The 19,814-nt window shown below is 44.9% G+C and carries 17 protein-coding genes and 2 pseudogenes; 18 read left to right on the forward strand and 1 reads right to left on the reverse strand.

Going from position 1 to position 19,814, the window contains the following annotated elements:
* The first annotated feature begins 47 nt into the window (after positions 1-47).
* The 10 genes from serC to pyrF all read left to right on the forward strand — a co-directional run bounded on the left by serC (position 48) and on the right by pyrF (position 10,240).
* On the forward strand, positions 48-1,133 hold the full coding sequence (gene serC / locus V6N89_RS10040) for a 3-phosphoserine/phosphohydroxythreonine transaminase (protein ID WP_338517423.1): 1,086 nt from the start codon (positions 48-50) through the stop codon (positions 1,131-1,133).
* Between the two features lies 1 nt (position 1,134).
* Positions 1,135-2,418, forward strand: a complete 1,284-nt coding sequence (aroA, locus tag V6N89_RS10045; RefSeq protein ID WP_346993798.1) for a 3-phosphoshikimate 1-carboxyvinyltransferase — start codon at positions 1,135-1,137, stop codon at positions 2,416-2,418.
* A gap of 166 nt (positions 2,419-2,584) precedes the next feature.
* The gene (gene cmk, locus V6N89_RS10050; RefSeq protein WP_346993718.1) at positions 2,585-3,256 is read left to right on the forward strand and encodes a (d)CMP kinase; all 672 of its coding nucleotides are present in this window, start codon (positions 2,585-2,587) and stop codon (positions 3,254-3,256) included.
* 119 nt (positions 3,257-3,375) lie between these two features.
* Positions 3,376-5,046, forward strand: a complete 1,671-nt coding sequence (gene rpsA / locus V6N89_RS10055) for a 30S ribosomal protein S1 (protein WP_159624680.1) — start codon at positions 3,376-3,378, stop codon at positions 5,044-5,046.
* A 76-nt stretch (positions 5,047-5,122) separates the two neighbouring features.
* Complete coding sequence (gene ihfB / locus V6N89_RS10060) at positions 5,123-5,410, forward strand: integration host factor subunit beta (RefSeq protein ID WP_338517424.1); 288 nt, start codon at positions 5,123-5,125, stop codon at positions 5,408-5,410.
* 208 nt (positions 5,411-5,618) lie between these two features.
* Positions 5,619-6,194 carry a hypothetical protein gene (locus V6N89_RS10065; protein ID WP_346993719.1) on the forward strand — a complete coding sequence of 192 codons (576 nt, stop codon included), beginning with the start codon at positions 5,619-5,621 and terminating at the stop codon, positions 6,192-6,194.
* Positions 6,195-6,214: 20 nt separating this feature from the next.
* The gene (locus tag V6N89_RS10070; protein ID WP_346993720.1) at positions 6,215-7,963 is read left to right on the forward strand and encodes a PilZ domain-containing protein; all 1,749 of its coding nucleotides are present in this window, start codon (positions 6,215-6,217) and stop codon (positions 7,961-7,963) included.
* A 142-nt stretch (positions 7,964-8,105) separates the two neighbouring features.
* Entirely contained in the window at positions 8,106-8,366 is a 261-nt protein-coding gene (locus V6N89_RS10075) for a LapA family protein (RefSeq protein WP_338517427.1), read from the forward strand.
* Complete coding sequence (gene lapB, locus V6N89_RS10080; protein ID WP_338517428.1) at positions 8,366-9,535, forward strand: lipopolysaccharide assembly protein LapB; 1,170 nt, start codon at positions 8,366-8,368, stop codon at positions 9,533-9,535. Before V6N89_RS10075 ends, lapB begins: the two co-directional genes overlap by 1 nt.
* 6 nt (positions 9,536-9,541) lie before the next feature.
* Entirely contained in the window at positions 9,542-10,240 is a 699-nt protein-coding gene (gene pyrF / locus V6N89_RS10085) for an orotidine-5'-phosphate decarboxylase (protein WP_346993721.1), read from the forward strand.
* 104 nt (positions 10,241-10,344) lie between these two features.
* Here pyrF and ald read toward each other — a convergent pair whose 3' ends face one another.
* Positions 10,345-11,478, reverse strand: a complete 1,134-nt coding sequence (gene ald, locus V6N89_RS10090; protein WP_338517430.1) for an alanine dehydrogenase — start codon at positions 11,476-11,478, stop codon at positions 10,345-10,347.
* 228 nt (positions 11,479-11,706) lie between these two features.
* On the opposite strand from ald, the gene lrp reads away from it, so the two are divergent.
* The 8 genes and pseudogenes from lrp to V6N89_RS10130 form a co-directional block, all read left to right on the forward strand.
* Complete coding sequence (gene lrp / locus V6N89_RS10095) at positions 11,707-12,192, forward strand: leucine-responsive transcriptional regulator Lrp (RefSeq protein WP_338517431.1); 486 nt, start codon at positions 11,707-11,709, stop codon at positions 12,190-12,192.
* A gap of 238 nt (positions 12,193-12,430) precedes the next feature.
* A complete protein-coding gene (locus V6N89_RS10100) occupies positions 12,431-12,598 on the forward strand; it encodes a DNA translocase FtsK 4TM domain-containing protein (protein WP_338517432.1) in 168 nt (55 codons plus the stop codon).
* Positions 12,580-15,213, forward strand: a complete 2,634-nt coding sequence (locus tag V6N89_RS10105; protein WP_338517433.1) for a DNA translocase FtsK — start codon at positions 12,580-12,582, stop codon at positions 15,211-15,213. Before V6N89_RS10100 ends, V6N89_RS10105 begins: the two co-directional genes overlap by 19 nt.
* Before the next feature lie 15 nt (positions 15,214-15,228).
* Entirely contained in the window at positions 15,229-15,966 is a 738-nt protein-coding gene (lolA, locus tag V6N89_RS10110; protein ID WP_346993722.1) for an outer membrane lipoprotein chaperone LolA, read from the forward strand.
* A 12-nt stretch (positions 15,967-15,978) separates the two neighbouring features.
* A complete protein-coding gene (locus V6N89_RS10115) occupies positions 15,979-17,289 on the forward strand; it encodes a replication-associated recombination protein A (RefSeq protein WP_346993723.1) in 1,311 nt (436 codons plus the stop codon).
* A 91-nt stretch (positions 17,290-17,380) separates the two neighbouring features.
* Entirely contained in the window at positions 17,381-17,764 is a 384-nt protein-coding gene (crcB, locus tag V6N89_RS10120) for a fluoride efflux transporter CrcB (protein ID WP_338517436.1), read from the forward strand.
* 10 nt (positions 17,765-17,774) lie between these two features.
* A pseudogene (gene serS / locus V6N89_RS10125) lies at positions 17,775-19,069 on the forward strand (serine--tRNA ligase).
* A 327-nt stretch (positions 19,070-19,396) separates the two neighbouring features.
* Positions 19,397-19,708: pseudogene (locus V6N89_RS10130) on the forward strand (DUF6559 family protein); the annotation flags it as partial.
* Positions 19,709-19,814: the final 106 nt, after the last annotated feature.

A 19,814-nucleotide genomic window follows, 5' to 3' on the forward strand; every position in this document is an offset into this window, starting at 1 on the left:
CAAGCGGCTTAAGCCGCTTGTTATTTTTACAGGTGTTGAAAAACGCAATGAAAGAGGTTTTTAACTTTTGTGCGGGCCCAGCAATGCTTCCAAAAGAAGTAATGCAAAAAGCCCAAGCTGAATTCACAAACTGGCGCGATCTAGGCTGCTCTGTAATGGAAGTAAGTCACCGTGGCAAAGACTTCATTGAAATAGCGGCAAAGGCGGAGACAGATCTTCGCGATCTATTGTCAGTGCCATCAAATTATCATGTGTTGTTTACCCATGGTGGCGGTCGCGGTCAATTTGCCGCCGTACCGTTAAATCTTTCAAGTACAAACGACAAAAGCCTACATTTAGTGAGTGGGTCTTGGTCGAAAGGTGCAGTAGACGAAGCCAATAAGTACAATAACGCTGTAGTTGTGGGCAACGTTTCCAACAAGGATGGGTTGCACTATATTGCTAATCCTTCACTAAGCGAAATTGACCAATCAGCAGCTTATTATCACTTTTGCCCTAACGAAACCGTTGATGGCATTGCCTTTGATTGGCTACCTGAAGCGGGTGATGTACCGTTAGTGTCTGATATGTCATCTACCATACTATCGCAACCTATTGATGTGGCGAAACACGGTGTTATTTATGCAGGTGCACAAAAGAACATTGGGCCTAGTGGTTTATCCGTAGTTATTGTTCGCGACGATTTAGTTGGTAAAGCGCGCAAAGAAACCCCGTCTATTTTTGATTATGCATTGGCAGCAAAATCTGACTCAATGTATAACACACCACCAACGTTTTCTTGGTATTTGGCAGGCCTTGTCTTTGAATGGTTAAAAGACATGGGCGGCGTCGATGCAATGGCTAAACGCAATGCAGAAAAAGCAGCGTTGCTTTATTCAGCAATTGATAGCTCTGATTTCTATTCGAGCAAAGTTCACCCTGACAATCGTTCGAAAATGAACGTACCTTTCCATTTAGCTGACCCTGAACTCGACAAGCTATTTTTAGCCCAATCTCAAGACGCTGGGTTACTTGCGCTAAAAGGGCATCGTTCGGTAGGGGGCATGCGTGCCAGTATTTATAACGCAATGCCAGTTGAAGGCATTGTGGCGCTAGTTGAATTTATGCGCGAATTTGAAAGAGTGAATGGATAAAATGGAGCAGTTAACATTAGACCCGATTGCAAAAGTATCGGGAGAGGTCAATGTACCTGGCTCAAAAAGCTTGTCTAATCGTGCATTGTTACTTGCGGCACTGGCAGAAGGCCAGACAGAACTAACAAACCTGTTAGACAGTGATGACATTTCACATATGCTGAATGCCCTGACTAAGCTTGGTGTCAGCTATGAGCTGAATGAAGACAAAACACGTTGTGTTGTACAAGGCAACAATGGGGCTTTTGACGTTTCGGAACCCCTTGAGCTATTTTTAGGCAATGCGGGCACAGCAATGCGCCCATTATGTGCGGCACTTGCGGTAAGTAATGTTGATACCGTGCTTACTGGTGAGCCTCGCATGGAAGAACGCCCGATTGGTGACTTGGTTGACGCACTGCGCGAGGCCAACGCCGATATTACTTATTTGAAAAACGATGGTTTTCCACCACTTCAAATTAAAGGTAAAACGCTAAGCGGCGGCGAAATGTCAGTTGACGGTAGTGTTTCAAGCCAGTTCTTAACGGCATTGTTAATGGCTGCGCCACTTTTCACTGGTGATGTGGTTATTCGTATCAAAGGTGAACTAGTCTCAAAGCCCTACATTGATATCACACTAGACACGATGGCCAAATTTGGAGTGTCGGTAGATAACGATAACTACCAGACATTCACCATATCTGGCGATGCAAAGTATGTCGCGCCTGGTAAATTTATGGTTGAAGGTGATGCATCATCAGCATCGTACTTCCTTGCAGCTGGCGCAATTAAAGGTGGTACGGTACGCGTAACCGGAATTGGCCAAAATAGCATACAGGGTGACATTCGTTTCGCTGATGTGCTTGAAGCTATGGGCGCAAAAGTGGAATGGCACGACGAATACGTTGAAGTGACAGGTGCACCGCTTAAAGGCGTTAATATGGACATGAACCATATCCCAGATGCAGCTATGACTATTGCTACTACCGCCTTGTTTGCAGAAGGTCCAACGACCATTACAAACATCTACAACTGGCGTGTGAAAGAAACAGACCGACTAAATGCCATGGCGACAGAACTTCAAAAATTAGGTGCCAAGGTTGAAGAAGGGCACGACTACATAACAGTATGGCCAACTGACCAACTTAAGCATGCAGAAATCGATACGTACAATGACCATCGCATTGCTATGTGTTTCTCGTTAGTGGCACTAAGTGATACGCTTGTGACTATTAACGACCCAGGCTGCACGCGCAAGACATTCCCTGACTACTTCACACGATTTAAGACGCTTTACAGTGCGTAACGTCGCTACTAGGGCACACGAATAGCACTAAAATAGGCGTATTTCAGTGTTGCTCTGTATCAAAATTAGTCAAATGTACAATGCCACCTTATTCAGGTGGCATTGCTTATCTTGAAGTAAAGCGTATAATTGCGCGCGATTTTTGTAATTAGATGATGGAGCAGGTATGCATTCCACACCCGTAGTCACGGTTGACGGTCCTAGTGGTGCTGGTAAAGGTACGTTAAGTAGCTTATTGGCAAAGAAATTAGGGTGGCACTTTTTGGATAGCGGTGCAATTTATCGCGTCCTCGCAGTTGCTGCACTACACCACGACCTTCCGTGTGATGATGAAGAATGTGTTGTTCCTCTTGCAATAGGTCTCGATGTAAGTTTTGAGACGAATGAAGAAGCAACGCGCATCATTTTAGAAGGCGAAGACGTCACTGACGATATTCGCACTGAAGATGTAGGCGCAGTGGCTTCAAAAGTAGCTGCGTTACCACGAGTGCGTGAAGCACTGCTTCGTAGGCAGCGTGCATTCCAACAAGACCCTGGCTTGGTGGCAGATGGTCGCGACATGGGGACGGTGGTTTTCCCAGATGCGCTGGTTAAGATTTTTCTGACCGCGAGCGCTGAAGCCCGCGCTGAGCGTCGCTATAGCCAGTTGAAAGCTAAGGGCATGGATGTTAATATTGCGCGCCTTTTAACCGATATCAAGGCAAGAGACGAGCGCGATACACAGCGCGCGGTTGCACCTTTGGTACCGGCACAAGATGCTGTAATTATTGATTCAACAGATTTGGATATTGACCAAGTCTTTGAAAAAGCGATGGATATTATTTCCTCACGCCTTTAACGACGAGAGCTGATCGCATCCAAAGCAGTGTTGCTACAGGAAGTGGCGACTAATTTTAATAACCCCACGTTATCCGGATTAGAAGCGTGGATATCAACTTAAAAGTTTATTTGAGACTTATGACTGAAAATTTTGCACAACTTTTTGAAGAAAGCTTACAAGAACTAGAAACACGTCCTGGTTCAATTGTAAAAGGTACTGTTGTTTCTATCGACAAAGACATCGTTCTTGTTGACGCAGGCTTGAAATCAGAAAGTGCTATCCCAGCAGACCAATTTAAAAACGCTGAAGGCGAACTAGAAATCGCTATCGGTGACGAAGTAGACGTAGCACTAGATGCAGTTGAAGATGGTTTCGGTGAAACTATCCTTTCTCGCGAAAAAGCGAAGCGTCACGAAGCGTGGGTTGAGCTGGAAAAAGCTTACGAAGATAAAGTTACTATCAAGGGCGTTATCAACGGTAAAGTTAAAGGCGGTTTCACTGTTGAAGTTAACAGTGTACGCGCGTTCCTTCCTGGTTCACTTGTTGACGTACGTCCAGTGCGTGACACGACTCACCTTGAAGGCAAAGAGCTTGAGTTTAAAGTTATCAAGCTTGACGCTAAGCGTAACAACGTTGTTGTTTCTCGTCGTGCAGTTATCGAAGCTGAAAGCAGCCAAGAGCGTGAATCACTTCTTGCTAACCTTGAAGAAGGTCACGAAATCAAAGGTATCGTTAAGAACCTTACCGACTACGGTGCGTTCGTTGACCTTGGTGGCGTAGACGGTCTACTACACATCACAGATATGGCTTGGAAGCGCGTTAAGCACCCAAGTGAAATCGTGAATGTTGGTGACGAAATCAACGTTAAAGTACTTAAGTTCGACAAAGAGAAGCAGCGTGTTTCTCTTGGTATGAAGCAAATGGGCAACGATCCATGGCAAGAAATTGCTTCTCGTTACCCAGAAGGTACTAAGATCAACGGTCAGGTTACTAACCTTACTGACTACGGCTGCTTCGTTGAAATCGAAGACGGCGTTGAAGGTCTTGTACACGTTTCTGAAATGGATTGGACTAACAAGAACATCCACCCATCTAAAGTTGTTAACCTAGGTGACACTGTAGATGTAATGGTTCTTGAAATCGACGAAGAGCGTCGTCGTATTTCTCTAGGTCTTAAGCAGTGCATTGCTAACCCTTGGGAAACTTTTGCTGAGTCACACGAAAAAGGTGACAAAGTGTCTGGTAAGATCAAGTCAATCACTGACTTCGGTATCTTCATCGGCCTTGACGGCGGCATCGACGGTCTAGTTCACCTTTCTGACATCAGCTGGAACAAGTCTGGTGAAGACGCGGTTCGCGACTACAAGAAAGGCGACGAAATCTCTGCAGTTGTACTACAAGTCGACCCAGAGCGTGAGCGTATCTCTCTTGGCGTTAAGCAAATCGAAGAAGATCCTTTCAACAAGTATCTGACAGATAACAAGAAAGGTGCTATCGTTACTGGTACAGTAACAGCAGTTGATGCGAAAGGCGTTACTGTAAACCTAGCTGAAGAAGTTGATGGCTACATCCGCGTTGCAGATCTTGCTGTAGAGCGTGTTGAAGACGCAACTGAAGTAGCAAGCGTTGGTGATAGCATTGAAGCGAAGTTCATGGGCGTTGACCGTAAGAACCGCACTGTTAACCTATCTGTTAAAGCGAAAGATCAGGCTGACGAAAAAGAAGCTATCGATAAAGTTAACCAACAAGAAGATGTTGGTTTCGCTAACGCGATGGCAGAAGCATTTAAAGCTGCTAAAGGCGAATAATGCTTTTGTGGGTGTGCACATGCACACCCCATTCGCGATAGCTGTTTGAACAATAATATTGACAACGAGGTTAAGCATGACCAAGTCTGAATTAATTGAACGGCTCGCGGATCAAGCGCGTCATGTCCCAGCGAAGGAACTTGAGCTAGCTATTAAGGAACTTCTAGAACAAATGGCGCAAACTCTTCAAAAGGGTGAGCGTATTGAGATTAGAGGTTTCGGTAGTTTTTCACTTCATTACCGCGCTCCGCGCGTAGGTAGAAACCCTAAAACGGGTGAGACGGTGAAACTGGACGGTAAATATGTGCCGCACTTTAAGCCAGGTAAAGAACTTCGCGAAAGAGTTGATGCGTCAATCGCATAAAGATTTTAAAAGCCGCTAAACAGCGGCTTTTTTATTGTTTTCCTATGAATGCTCCACAACGACTCCACACCATCACAATGTAATTTATACGCATTTCAATGTGTTGTTCATAACTTATACTTTTGTTTAGTTGACTTTGTCTATTGACGGGTAGATTAATACGGTTATATATTATCCAGATAATAATAGAACGGTATCAATTGAAGTAATGTCAGCTTATGACGAAGAATCAATCATTAAGCAGTATCAGCCGCTCATCCGTGCTTTGATTCCCTACGAGCAGCAAAATAGGCTGTTAGAAGGTGTAAATAAATTCTCCAAACGGCTACCCAGTAGCGTTCGCAAAATTGTAAAAGATGAAGTGGTCCGGCTTACATCGTTAACCGACGCGCCTGCTGATAATTCCGCATTTGCTAAATTCCCCGTGATGAAGTTTAAACACTTTGGTGTGCAGATGCGTCTTGATAAAGTTGGCGCGCAAATTTTAAAGAACGAAACGTCACTCTATCAAGACCGCTATACCGTGGGTGTTTTTGAGTCGGTAATGAATTCCGACTTTTATCAATCCCAAATCAAAAAAGAGCAATTTAAAAAAATCGTCGACGCGTTTAATGTGGAAAGCCAGTCATTCACCGACATTGACTTTGGCGATGATATTGCTATTAGGCCCAATTTCACCTTGGCATCTGCGCAGTTTGAGAAAGGGCGTAACTGCGCCATTAGTTCGTTTTCTTACAAAGGTTTGGCCTTAGAAACGAAACGACCTCCCAATGCAACAACCTAGGTGATAAAATAACCTTTTCTTTGCCTGAAATTGCGGGGCTTACGAGAGAGCCTACAGACGTTACCTTGGAGCTTGAGGCCGTTAAGTACAACAAGAACCTTGGAAAATATGAAACTTACTTCGCGTTTCCAGAAGATTTAGACCCGGCACTGGTAACAGCTATAAAGCGCTACGTAAGTATTACAGCTTACAAGCAGCCTCTTCAGCGAGACTTAGAAATTGAGCGTGCGATGCAAGAGCTGGAGCGTGACCGCATTTTAGAGAACAGCCCTTGGCTTCCTGTGATGTTAGCGCCGGAGAAGGCCTCGCTAAAGCCTCTTATCGCTTTGTTTACGAAAGCTAATGTCGAACACAACAACACAAAGAAGGTACTTGCTAGCCTTCAAGATAAGCCCATTTTCTCTGCATTGGTTGAAGAGCTGAAAAAGTACAATGAAGCCTATATCTTTCATGGCAATATAAAAACCAAAGCTGGTAATGTTCAAATAACGGCAACTCATCGTCAGTTAATGCAACTTGGCCAACTTGGCGCGCTGGTTTATTTACTGGTAAAAACAGGCGATTTTATTTGTACGCATTGCAGGCTTGATGAAGTGACAAAGCAAGACAAAATAAAAGCGTTTGCTATTCACGACATCACAAGTAAAGACTTTGAGTATCTCTCGCATATTTCTCATATTCTTTACTGTAAAGATGTGACTGCATACCTAAACAATCTTTCACTGGTAGCAAAGTGTGATTTTAAACCACTGTCTAAGACGCTAAAAGCAAGCGGTAAGAATTGGAAAATTGACTATGTGATGGAAGAAGATTTAGACCGACGTTGTGAAACACGTTATGTGCTAGACAAAGCTGCTACGATTAAAACAGGGCTGCTGTCTTCTATCGATGCACGTGTGTCGGATTTAAGTGCAAGCGGGTTAAAACTTACCGTTGCACCTCAAAGTCAAATTCAGCCAGAAATTCGCGTTACCGTACCTGACTTAAAGCTGAAAAATGAGAAATACAAAGTAGTACATTACGAGCCCGACTCTGGTGTAGTCAGACTGTGTTTAGCTGAAGATACGCGGAAGGAGAAGGTGGGGTCTAGCGTAGGCAGTATGGTAGAAGAAAATTCTGCCTACTTTAAGCTTAACGATATTGCTCGTATACAACGCCTTACGCATCGATTTATTTGGGAACTTGCAGTTAGGCATATGCCGTCACTCTCCGTGCTATGTGTCATGAATCGCTTTACCCTTGATAGGCTTAAAACGGTGTATCAAAGCGATGCGTCTGATGACTTATATCCGTTCTCGCGCACGGCAAATATCATTCCGTTACATGGTTTTTTTGCAGACAAGGGACAGGCTAAGCCTAAGTCTCAAATTCTTGAAGCAATGTTTAAAGAAACGGCTCAAAAAGCATTGGTTGTGCATTGTGTCAGAAAAAGTGACAATCGATTGGTGTTCATAAAGGAACGTGATTTTCTTTATTCAAAGCTTAGAACACAAATAAAGACACAGCTGGATGAAAGTAAAATACAATTAAGTGCAACAGATGTTACTGCCGTGCGCTGTCACGGCGCCACTACGCCACTGACAAAGAAGCGCCTGGCACAGCTTTCCAAGTTAGACAAAGCTATGTACGACAAACTTGAAAGCATGCAAGCAGGCTACACGCACTGCATTGTCATAACTAATATGTCTTCATTGCACCATGATTTGGTGGTCAATAACCTTATTGCTAAGCTTCCTAAATCAGACGCGCAGGACGAGGGCGCAGCGTAAAACCTAGTTGTATCTCACGGTTGATCTAGTGCTATTGCAAACGCTAAAAACCCTTTATGAGATGTCTTTTCCTCTGCGCTTTTTCCTATTATCTCTTTGAGCAATTTGCTATTCTTGTAAATAAATCAATAAAAAGGGTTTAGTGTTGAAAGGGATCCTGACTTTTCTTTTCATTTTAGTGTTGCTTACCTTCGCATTCGTCGTCGGTGCACTTAATGAAACACACGTCACTGTAAATTACTTAATTGCTCAAGCAAATATTCGCATGTCTACGCTTATCGCAATTACACTGGCAATTGGTGTAGTGATTGGCATACTCGTCATGCTAATAAGTTGGTTGCGATTGCGCGTTCAGTTAATGGCAGCGCAATCTAAAATTCAGCGATTGGAACAACAACACTAATGCTTGAGCTGCTGTTTCTTCTTTTACCTGTTGCGGCAGGGTATGGCTGGATTATGGGCCGTAATAGTGTCCGCCAAGCCCAAAGAAAACAGTCTAGTATTCTTTCGAAGCATTACTACAAGGGCCTTAATTTCCTTTTATCTGACCAGCCCGACAAAGCCGTAGACACACTGATAAAGATGATTAACGTAAACAGTGATACGGTGGAAACACACATTGCTATGGGAAGCTTCTTTCGTCACCGAGGTGAAATAGACCGCGCAATTAAAGTCCACCAAAACCTCGTTAGTCGAGAAGAACTCCAGCCAGCCCAGCGTGAAAATGCCTTGCGAGAGCTAGGGCACGATTACACCCAAGCTGGTTTTCTCGAGCGTGCTGAAAACGCTTTTTTGCAACTACTTAACAGCGAAAAGCACTATTTAGTTGCGCAACAACAGTTGTTTAGCATTTACCAAACCACCAAAGAGTGGGAGCGGGCTATTGAACTGGCAGAGCGCATGGTGCAGTGTCATGGCGATAACGATGACGTTTGTGAACGTCTGGCCCATTTCTATTGTGAACAAGCCGCTGTTGAGCTTAAAAACGAAAGCCAAGGCGCTGCACTTACGCTTTTGCAAAAAGCTGTGAATGCTGATGAGCATGCGGTAAGACCTTGGCTGATGCTAGGTGAAATATCGCTAAACCAGAAACGCTATACCGATGCCAATGCCTATCTTACCCAAGTGGCAGAGCGAGATATTAACTGGTTTAGTGAGGCCGTTCCCAGTTTAGAGAAAATAGCTGAAGAAACTGGCGATTGGGAAGCGTTTCAACAAAACCTAGAATTGCATTGGCAGGAATGCGCGACATCTTATTTGGCCATGGTAGACGTGCTGCTGAAGCGAGGAGACACTGCCCAAGCCGCTGAGTACTTGCTAGAACAATTGCGAAAGCGCCCAACGATGCGCGGATTTAAGACCCTGATGGGGTTGTACATTGACCAACTGTCTGATCAGACAACGGCTGACAGTTTGCGTTTATTAAAAGAATTAGTAGAGAAGCAAATGTTGCAGCGTCCTAAATATCGCTGTCATAGTTGTGGCTTCTCTGGTCGAAAGTTGTACTGGTTATGCCCCAGTTGTAAAAAGTGGGGCGTGGTAAAGCCAATTAAAGGGCTAGACGGAGAATAAGTAAGCATGCAAGACCCACGCGTAATTGTTGCCTTAGATTATGACAATAAAGATAAGGCATTCGCTTTTATAGACAAGCTAGATCCAAGCTTATGTAAACTAAAAGTGGGCAAAGAAATGTTCACACTGTTTGGTCCAGAGTTTGTTAAAGCGCTTGTTGCAAAGGGCTTTGACGTATTTCTTGACCTTAAATTCCACGATATTCCAAACACCGTGGCCAAGGCATGTAAAGCGGCCGCTGAATTAGGTGTGTGGATGGTTAATGTGCATGCTTCTGGCGGTATCCCAATGATGCAAGCAGCAAAAGAAGCGATAGCCAATAGTCGCCATCCTTCTACTAAACTCATTGCGGTAACGGTGCTTACCAGTATGGATGAGGCACAATTATCAGACGTCATTTCAAATGTTACGCCAGAAGAACAAGTACTACGCTTAGCTAACCTAACCGCAAAAGCTGGATTAGATGGTATCGTGTGTTCGGCAAAAGAAGCAGAGGCTCTTCGAAACAGTCACAGCGAAGACTTTTTATTGGTCACACCGGGAATACGACCTTTGGGCGCAGATGCGGGCGACCAGAAACGTGTGATGACGCCACCGGATGCGATGAAAGCCGGCGTAAGTTACCTAGTAATGGGACGTCCCATTACCAAAGCTGACGATCCTATCGCTGTGTTAAAAGATGTGAATGCATCGATAAGTGCTTAATACGCTCAAGATAGACTTTATTAAACAAAGAAATTAAAAAGCTCGGACATGGTTACCATGCTCCGAGCTTTTTTTGGCGCTGTAGATGTTCAATCTATACGTAATTATTCGCCTTTAAGTGCAACTTCAGCTGGCGTGTAAGTTAGACCTAATTCTTCACCTAGCGCATCAACAACCGCTTTATACGTTACTTTACCTTCGTGCACATTTAGGCCGTTAAGTAAGTGTTTGTCGTCTAGCATGGCCTTCGCTGGGCCTTTGTTGGCAAGCGCTAGGCCAAACGGTAATGTTGCGTTGTTAAGTGCCATTGTTGATGTACGTGCTACGCCGCCTGGCATGTTTGCAACACAGTAGTGCACAACGTCATCAACCATGTAAACTGGGTCTTGGTGTGTAGTTGCTTTAGACGTTTCGAAACATCCGCCTTGGTCAATTGCAACATCAACAAGTACTGAACCTGGCTTCATTGCTGCAATGTGCTCACGCGATAGCAATTTTGGTGCTGCTGCACCAGGAATAAGTACAGCACCTACCACGAGGTCCGCTTTTGAAGAGTAATGTTCAATAGCGTCTACTGTTGAATAAACTGTTTTCACTTGGCCGTTAAAAATATCGTCTAACTGGCGTAAACGCGGTAATGAACGGTCTAGGATAGTGACATCTGCACCAAGACCAAGTGCCATTTTAGCCGCGTTTATACCAACAACACCGCCACCAATGACAAGTACTTTACCTGGAGCAACACCAGGGACGCCGCCAAGTAGGGTGCCGCTACCACCGTGTGCTTTTTCTAGATAATGCGCGCCTGCCTGTACCGACATACGTCCTGCTACTTCGCTCATTGGCGCAAGTAATGGAAGACCACCTCTGTCATCAGTAACTGTTTCGTAAGCGATACATGTTGCGCCGGATTCAACAAGCAATTTGGTTTGTGTTGGGTCTGGTGCTAGGTGCAAATAGGTGTAAAGCGTTTGGCCTTTGCGCAACATTTTGCATTCATTAGGCTGTGGCTCTTTTACCTTAACAATCATTTCTGCTTCTGCAAAAACCTGCTCAGCAGAAGATGCAATTGCAGCGCCTGCTTCGATATACATCTCGTCAGTGAAACCAATTGCGTCGCCCGCTTTCGTTTCTACCAGTACATTGTGACCGTGGCTAACAAACTCTTTTACTGCTGCAGGCGTTAGGCCAACGCGGTACTCGTGGTTCTTAATCTCTTTTGGTACACCAACTAACATGCGTAATCCTCTATTATTGTGTGAGCTTCTTAATGGCTCGTGTTGAATAAGTATCATGTAGGGACTGTGGACTATTACGCGTAGGGTGGAACGGTAAAAAATCACAAGCCCTCTTTTGACAAGGGTGTTTATGCGGCGAGTATACGATAATAAAAAGCGAACTATCTGCTGAAGAATGGCTATTGTTAGAATATAATATGGTTAATGTGCAGTTTTGGAATATAAAATATGCTGGTGAAAACGCCTAAGCACCTTGACCGAATAGACAGAAATATCTTGGTTCAATTGCAGAAAAATGGCCGTATATCGAACGTGGAACTTGCAAAAGAAGTAGGCCTTAGTCCCAGCCCATGCCTCGAGAGAGTCAAGCGTTTAGAAAGCCAAGGATATATAAAAGGGTATCACGCTTTGGTTGATCCTGAAAAACTTGGGGCAGCGATGTTGGTCTTTGTTGAGATTACATTAACCAAAACATCAGTAGATATATTTGCAGAATTTTCTGCTGCTGTACGCTTGCATGACGATATTCAAGAGTGCCACTTGGTTTCTGGAGACTTCGATTTCTTACTGAAAGCGCGAGTAGCTGATATGGGCAGTTATCGTAAATTATTGGGGGATACACTCTTGCGATTGCCCGGCGTGAGCGAATCTCGAACCTACGTTGTAATGGAAGAAGTTAAGAGCACGTCGTCGCTGCGCATAAATTTGAAGTAACGAAAGCGTGGCTGAATTAATAGGTTTTGTGGTAGGCTGTGCAAAAATACAGTGTTTGTATAACACCAAAGGAATACGGTGTTGGTATATGACACATCAAAGCTTAATAATAAAGCAGTAGAACAATAATAAAAGTAGGGAACACAGAAGGTTCGCTAAGCCTTTTGTCACTGTGTTTATTTTGTTTGTGCATGTCGACATGTATAAAGCAAAGCGTTAATTGAAGGTTTTTAGGGTTATGGCGCGATTAACAGGAGTCCAGCGAGTGTGGGAAGCAGGTATGATAATAGCCTGTGTTTTCGCCTTTTTCTTATTGCTGGCACTTGCATCTTTTCATCCAGGCGATCCAGGTTGGAGCCAAGCTGGTTTACAACTAGACGTTCACAATTGGGTTGGCGCCACCTAGGTGCGTGGATTGCTGACTTGCTTCTTTTTACATTTGGGTACCTTGCATACCTGTTACCTTTCGGCGCGGCGTTTCTTGGCTGGTTTCTTTTCCAACACATCAAAGAGTTGGACGAGTTCGACTATCTCACTATTGGTTTACGCATTGTGGGTGGCTTGCTAATGGCACTTGGCACCACTGGGATCGCAAGCATAAACTTTAATGATGTCTTCAATTTTTCAGCGGGCGGATTTGTGGGCGATGTCATTAGTTCTGCGCTTGTGCCTTATTTCAACACCGCTGGTACTATCTTATTGCTGCTTTGCTTTTTCTGTACAGGCTTCACTTTGCTGACTGGTATTAGTTGGTTAACTATTGTAGATAAAGTCGGCGAGGGAACACTCTGGTTTTTCAAAAAGACCGTATCGGTTCCACAAAGTCTCCTTGCGTTAGATATGCCTAAATTAGCACTATCTAGTAAGGAAGATAGTCAAGTGCCTCCTGCTGAACTTGATATCACTTCAATGCGAGCAGAGCCGCCGCTTGAAAGTGAACAACAAGACACAACCAATAGTAACGCTGAAAACCGCCGTACATTGCGAAGTGAACCGACGTTCTCTATCGATGACGCAGACGATGAATCACCGTTTTACACGTACAGTGAACCAAGTGCTGAGCCGACAAAGACTTCGGCGGCGACAAATGATGACGCTACTGCAGAGCAAGCAGAAGTCGATGACGTGCCCACGAAAAAGCCAGGCTTCTCATTTTCAAGTATGCGCGAAGCGGTCACAGGTAGCATAAAAGACAAAGTGGGTATGAATAAGCCTAATGAGGAAGTATCAATCGAGCTTTCTTCAGATGAAGCCAAAGTACAACAAAGCCCGCACATTAACTTTGACGACCTTGAAGAGTTTAATAAGGATATGCCTTATGAAACTGGGTCTAAGCCACAGCCTAGTGAGGTAGCAAGCACTGTATCTGAAATGCCAGATACACAAATCAACCAAACGAACGCGCCTGTAGCTGATAAAGATGAATCTCCTGCACCAGTAGCGGCGAATACCGCGGCAAGTTTTACTCCGGCAGCGTTGGGTGCAAAACCTGTTAAGGCGAGGGCAGGGGATATCGACCCTGATTTACCTCCTATGCCTTCGTTTGATCTACTTGAACGTGCAGACAAACACGAAAACCCACTAACTCAAGAAGAAATAGAGGGAATTTCGCGACTTGTAGAAGAAAAACTGGCTGACTTTAATATTGAAGCTACCGTTGTTGGTGTATTCCCGGGTCCTGTTATAACTCGATTCGAATTAGACTTAGCACCGGGTGTTAAGGTAAGCAAAATTACGGGGCTGTCTAAAGATTTGGCGCGTGCAATGTCGGCAATTTCGGTGCGTGTTGTTGAGGTTATACCTGGTAAATCTGTTATTGGGTTAGAACTACCCAACAAAAAACGCGAAATGGTGCGATTAAGCGAAGTCATAAGCTGTGACACGTTCCAATCGAACAAGTCCCCATTAACCATGGTACTAGGTGCGGACATTTCAGGTAAACCTGTGGTGGTTGACCTGGCGAAAATGCCACATTTATTAGTAGCAGGTACCACAGGTTCTGGTAAGTCAGTGGGTGTAAATGTCATGATCCTGAGCTTGCTTTATAAGAGCACGCCGGAAGACGTACGCATGATTATGATTGACCCGAAAATGCTTGAGCTTTCAGTATATGAAGGCATTCCACACTTGTTGGCGGAAGTCGTAACCGACATGAAAGAAGCGGCTAATGCCCTTCGCTGGTGTGTAGGTGAAATGGAACGTCGCTATCGCCTCATGAGTGCTCTTGGTGTGCGTAATCTAAAAGGTTATAACGCCAAAGTGACGGAAGCCATCGCCAACGGGACACCAATTAAAGATCCTCTTTGGAAGAACGAGGAAAGTATGGATGCTGAGGCGCCAGACTTAGAGAAGCTTCCCGCCATAGTGGTCGTGGTTGATGAATTTGCCGACATGATGATGATTGTAGGCAAGAAAGTAGAAGAACTTATTGCGCGTATTGCTCAGAAGGCACGTGCGGCGGGTATCCACCTTATTCTTGCAACGCAAAGACCATCTGTCGACGTAATTACTGGCCTGATTAAGGCGAATATCCCGACCAGAATTGCTTTCCAAGTGTCGAGTAAAATTGATTCTCGCACCATACTTGACCAGCAAGGTGCTGAAACGCTACTTGGAATGGGTGACATGCTTTATCTACCGCCTGGTAGCCCTGTCCCTACTCGCGTGCACGGTGCCTTTGTTGACGACCATGAGGTACATGCTGTTGTTGCGGATTGGCAAAAGCGTGGGGAACCTGAATATATCGACGAGATCTTAAATGGCGAAGCATCTGCAGAAGTGCTGTTGCCGGGTGAGCAGCCTGAAGGTGAAGATCAGGAATTTGATGCTTTTTACGATGAAGCAGTAGCGTTTGTGACCGAGACAAGACGCGCGAGTGTGAGCAGCGTGCAGCGTAAATTCAGAATTGGTTACAATAGAGCGGCTCGTCTAGTGGAACAAATGGAGATGAGTGGGGTCGTAAGTGCACAGGGGCATAACGGTAATCGCGAAGTACTAGCGCCACCAGCCCACAAAGAATAAACATGGAATAGAGCGATGAAAAAAGCAGTATCAGTTTTTCTTCTTGCCACCTTACCGGCTTTATATGGCGCAGCGTACGCTAATCAAACGTCGACATCTGTTGATGGCGCGATAGCGACAGAAGCAAATAACCAAGTAGCTGCTGCCGAGAATAATATTGCGAATACAGCCGAGGTAGCACTGCAGTCGCTATTAAGCGATATGAAGCAATTTAGGGCGGACTTTGCACAAACCGTTGTGGATGCAGATCAAAATATTGTCCACGAGGCTCAAGGTGTACTCACCATGACGCGTCCGAATAAGTTACGTTGGGAAACGACATTTCCAGATGAAACCCTCTTGATTGCTGATGGGGAATCGGTGTGGAATGTTGACTCATTTGTCGAGCAAGTCACCGTGCTATCGCAGTCAAAGGCTGTCGAAGACAATCCCATTGTACTGTTGACGGCAAGCGATATCGCCACGTGGAATAAATTCAATATTCGTAAAGTAGATACCTCTAGTGTTGAAGGTGATGACGTTGCGAAACAATTAAGCAGTTTTCAAGTAACGCCCAAAGAATTGGGCGGTCAAATTTCTGCGCTAACGCTGACGTTTAATCAGAACAATGAGTTAGCAGCACTGAATATGCTAGATGCTCAACAGCAAATAAGCACATTAGTGTTCAAAGATATCGAAACTCGCTTTCCTCTTGCGGCCGATACATTTACGGTAGCGATCCCAGACAGCTTCATTATTGATGACCAACGTTGATGCCCATTGCCAATGAGTCAATCTAATTCGTTATACGCGCCTTTAGCGGCGCGCATGCGTCCCACCTCTATTGAGGAATATAGCGGCCAAGACCACCTTTTAGGGCATGACAAGCCATTGAGAAAAATGCTTGAGGCTGGTCATTGTCATTCAATGATCCTGTGGGGCCCGCCGGGTATGGGAAAAACGACCCTTGCAGAGCTTATCGCGCAATACACAAATGCCTCTGTGCTGCGCATCTCGGCGGTAACATCAGGCGTAAAAGATATTCGTGCGGCAATGGACACCGCTGAAGAAAATGCGCGATATAACCAACGTACGTTGTTATTTGTTGATGAAGTACACCGCTTCAACAAGAGCCAGCAAGATGCTTTCTTGCCATTTGTAGAATCGGGCGTGGTTACTTTTATTGGTGCTACCACTGAAAACCCGTCTTTCGAACTCAATAACGCGCTGCTTTCGCGCGTACGGGTTTATGTGCTCAAGCCTCTTGAGCAAGACGCTTTGGATGCTCTAGTTGAACGCGCTTTAACAGATGATAGTAAAGGGCTAGGGCAGCGTACGTTGCGCATCGAAGATAGCGCTAAGTCTGCGCTAATCGAGCTTAGTGGTGGTGACGCAAGGCGACTTTTAACGTATTTAGAGCTTTCTGCTGACTTTACTGATGGCACGAGTATTTCAATTGCTGATATTGAGCAAGCCGTTGGACAGAAGGTGGCAAGCTATGACAATAAGGGCGACACCTTCTACGATTTGATATCGGCTTTTCATAAGTCAGTGCGCGGTTCAGATCCTGATGCTGCACTTTACTGGTATGCAAGGATCCTCGACGGTGGCGGTGATGCGTTATACGTTGGAAGGCGTTTACTGGCTATAGCGTCAGAAGATATCGGTAATGCTGACCCTCGCGCGATGCAGTTGTGCATTAATGCGTGGGATACATTTCATCGCGTTGGCCCTGCAGAGGGTGAACGAGCTATTGCCCAGGCTGCGGTCTATTGTGCACTTGCAGCAAAAAGCAATGCTGTATACATGGCGTTTAATGACGCTAAAGCGCTGGCCAGAAAAACATCAGATGCTCCGGTGCCAATGCACTTAAGAAATGCGCCTACAAGTTTGATGAAAGAGTTAGGGCACGGTGATGGCTATCGTTACGCACACAATGAACCAAACGCGTTTGCTGCAGGAGAAACCTACTTTCCAGAGTCAATTGGTCCTCAGCGCTTGTACAACCCTAACGAACGCGGCTTAGAAAAAGCATTAAAAGCAAAACGAGACTACCTCGATTCACTTAATGCACAAAGTACTAACAGAAAGACCTAATAAACGGTAAAGTGTTGTGTACAGGTATTGTGCGCTTATGTACTTTTGTGCCTAATAAACAAACAAAAACAAAAGAGTGGGGAGTAACATCGTGCCTCAAGGGATAGCCTTGTATTGTTTTATTGCCGCTGGCGGGGCAACAGGCGCTTGTTTGCGGTATTTTGTTACAACTACGGTAGATTCCTTATTTGGAAAACACTTGCCGTTTGGTACACTAGCCGTGAATGTTGTAGGGTCGTTCGCTTTGGCGATTTTGTACGGCTTTATAGAACGCCATGATTTGGCCGATTCACCGTATAGAGCGTTAATTGGCGTTGGATTACTTGGCGCGTTTACTACATTCTCAACGTTCTCTGTGGAAACGTTAACGTTACTAGAAAATGGGCTATGGCAAAGAGCTATAGCAAATGTATTTCTTAATGTTGGTGCCTGCTTATTAGCAGGGTTGCTAGCAATTGAATTAATGAAAGGATAATTAGAAACACATGTTAGATCCAAAGTGTTTGCGAAGCGATATAGAACAAACAGCTAAGCGATTGGCTGCCCGTGGCTTTGACCTCGATGTAGCAACTTTCAGTTCGCTTGAAGAAAAAGAAAAACACTTCAGTCCAGAACACAGGATCTGCAAAACGAACGCAACGTACGAAGTAAATCCATTGGTAAAGCGAAAGCACAAGGCGAAGATATTGCCCCTTTACTTGCTGAAGTTGGTAAGCTTGGCGATGAGTTGGATTCTGCAAAAGCAGAGCTTACCCAATTACTAGAAGACATTAATACGTTTACGCAAGGCATTCCTAACTTGCCCGACGAGTCTGTGCCAGAAGGTAAGGACGAGGACGACAATGTTGAGATTTCGCGTTGGGGTGAGCCACGTGTATTCGATTTTGAAGTTAAAGACCACGTTGATATAGCGGAAGGCCTTAACAACGGTTTAGATTTTGCCACCGCGAGCAAGCTAACGGGAAGTCGCTTTGTGGTGATGCGAGGCGATATTGCGCGCTTAAACCGCGCTATTGCGCAGTTTATGTTAGACACGCATACCCAAGAGCACGGCTACCAAGAAATGTATGTACCTTATTTGGTAAATGCAGATAGCCTTTACGGTACAGGCCAGTTGCCGAAGTTTGGTGAAGATCTTTTTCACACAAAACCTGCCACCGAAGAAGGCCAAGGTTTAAGCCTTATTCCGACCGCTGAAGTGCCGCTTACGAATATCGCGCGTGACGAAATTCTTGATGCCAAATCACTGCCTGTGAAAATGACGGCGCACACACCGTGCTTCCGTTCTGAAGCAGGTTCATATGGTCGAGATACTCGCGGTCTTATTCGTCAACACCAATTTGATAAGGTAGAGCTGGTTCAACTGGTTAAGCCAGAAGAGAGCTTTGATGCCCTAGAAGCGCTTACAGGCCATGCAGAGGTTATTTTACAAAAGCTAGAATTGCCATATCGCAAGGTATTGCTATGTACTGGTGACATGGGCTTTGGTGCATGCAAAACATACGACTTAGAAGTGTGGTTACCTGCGCAAGATACTTATCGCGAAATTTCATCATGTTCAAACATGTTGGACTTCCAAGCGCGTCGTATGCAAGCTCGTTTCCGTAATCCTGAGACGAACAAACCAGAATTGCTGCATACACTAAATGGTTCTGGCCTTGCGGTTGGTCGTACTTTAGTTGCAATACTAGAGAACAACCAACAAGCTGACGGTAGCGTGACGGTGCCTAAAGCGCTTGTTCCTTACATGAATGGCCAAGAAGTTATCAAAGCGCAGTAACACGGCGCGCCACTAAATACTAAAACGTGCTGACGTAATGTAACTCGGTTACCAGCACGTAGTGGATAATATTAAAGCTCATCGGATACACCGCTGGGCTTTTTTTATGCTCGTTGGGCCCGTTGTTGTGCTAATCAAAAATGTAGGCCGGGCATTGATTAGCCGTGTTTATCCTGCCATTGTGCTAACGTAATATTGAGTACATTGAGAAACGTTTTACGAGGGATTGAGTATGTTCGAAAACTTTAAGCGAAAGCGAACGATAAAGAACTTAGCAAGAAAGCTTCCTAAAAAACTAGTGGCGCTGTTTGGGAAAAAGAATACTACTCTCAAGGGCAGGTTAAACGAGCAGCCAGAGAGACTTTTCGTAAATATCGTAAGCCCAGTTCATCGCCGAACGACTTGGTTTTCGCCTACGCCATGTTTTGCACACCTACCGAGTTCAACACGATTCAACATGAGCTTGATGCGCCATGTGATTATAATTCGATACGAGAAGAAGTATCGCAAGTGTGTTTTAACAATACTAATGGGTTTAGTTTTTCAAACCTTGATGCGCTATCGACTTACGATAGCAGCTTTTCATCGATGGGCGATGGTGGCGGCTTCTCAGATGGCGGAGGTGGTGGAGGCGATTAACTATGTTAGCGTATACGTTAAATCCCATAAATTATGACAATACAAGCTCACTGTCGTGGCTATGGCAGGCTAATGTCGTGTTAATGTCATGGGCGTGTCGCTAGTG

It is taken from the genome of Alteromonas gracilis, assembly GCF_036870955.2.
Lineage (GTDB): Bacteria > Pseudomonadota > Gammaproteobacteria > Enterobacterales > Alteromonadaceae > Alteromonas > Alteromonas gracilis_A.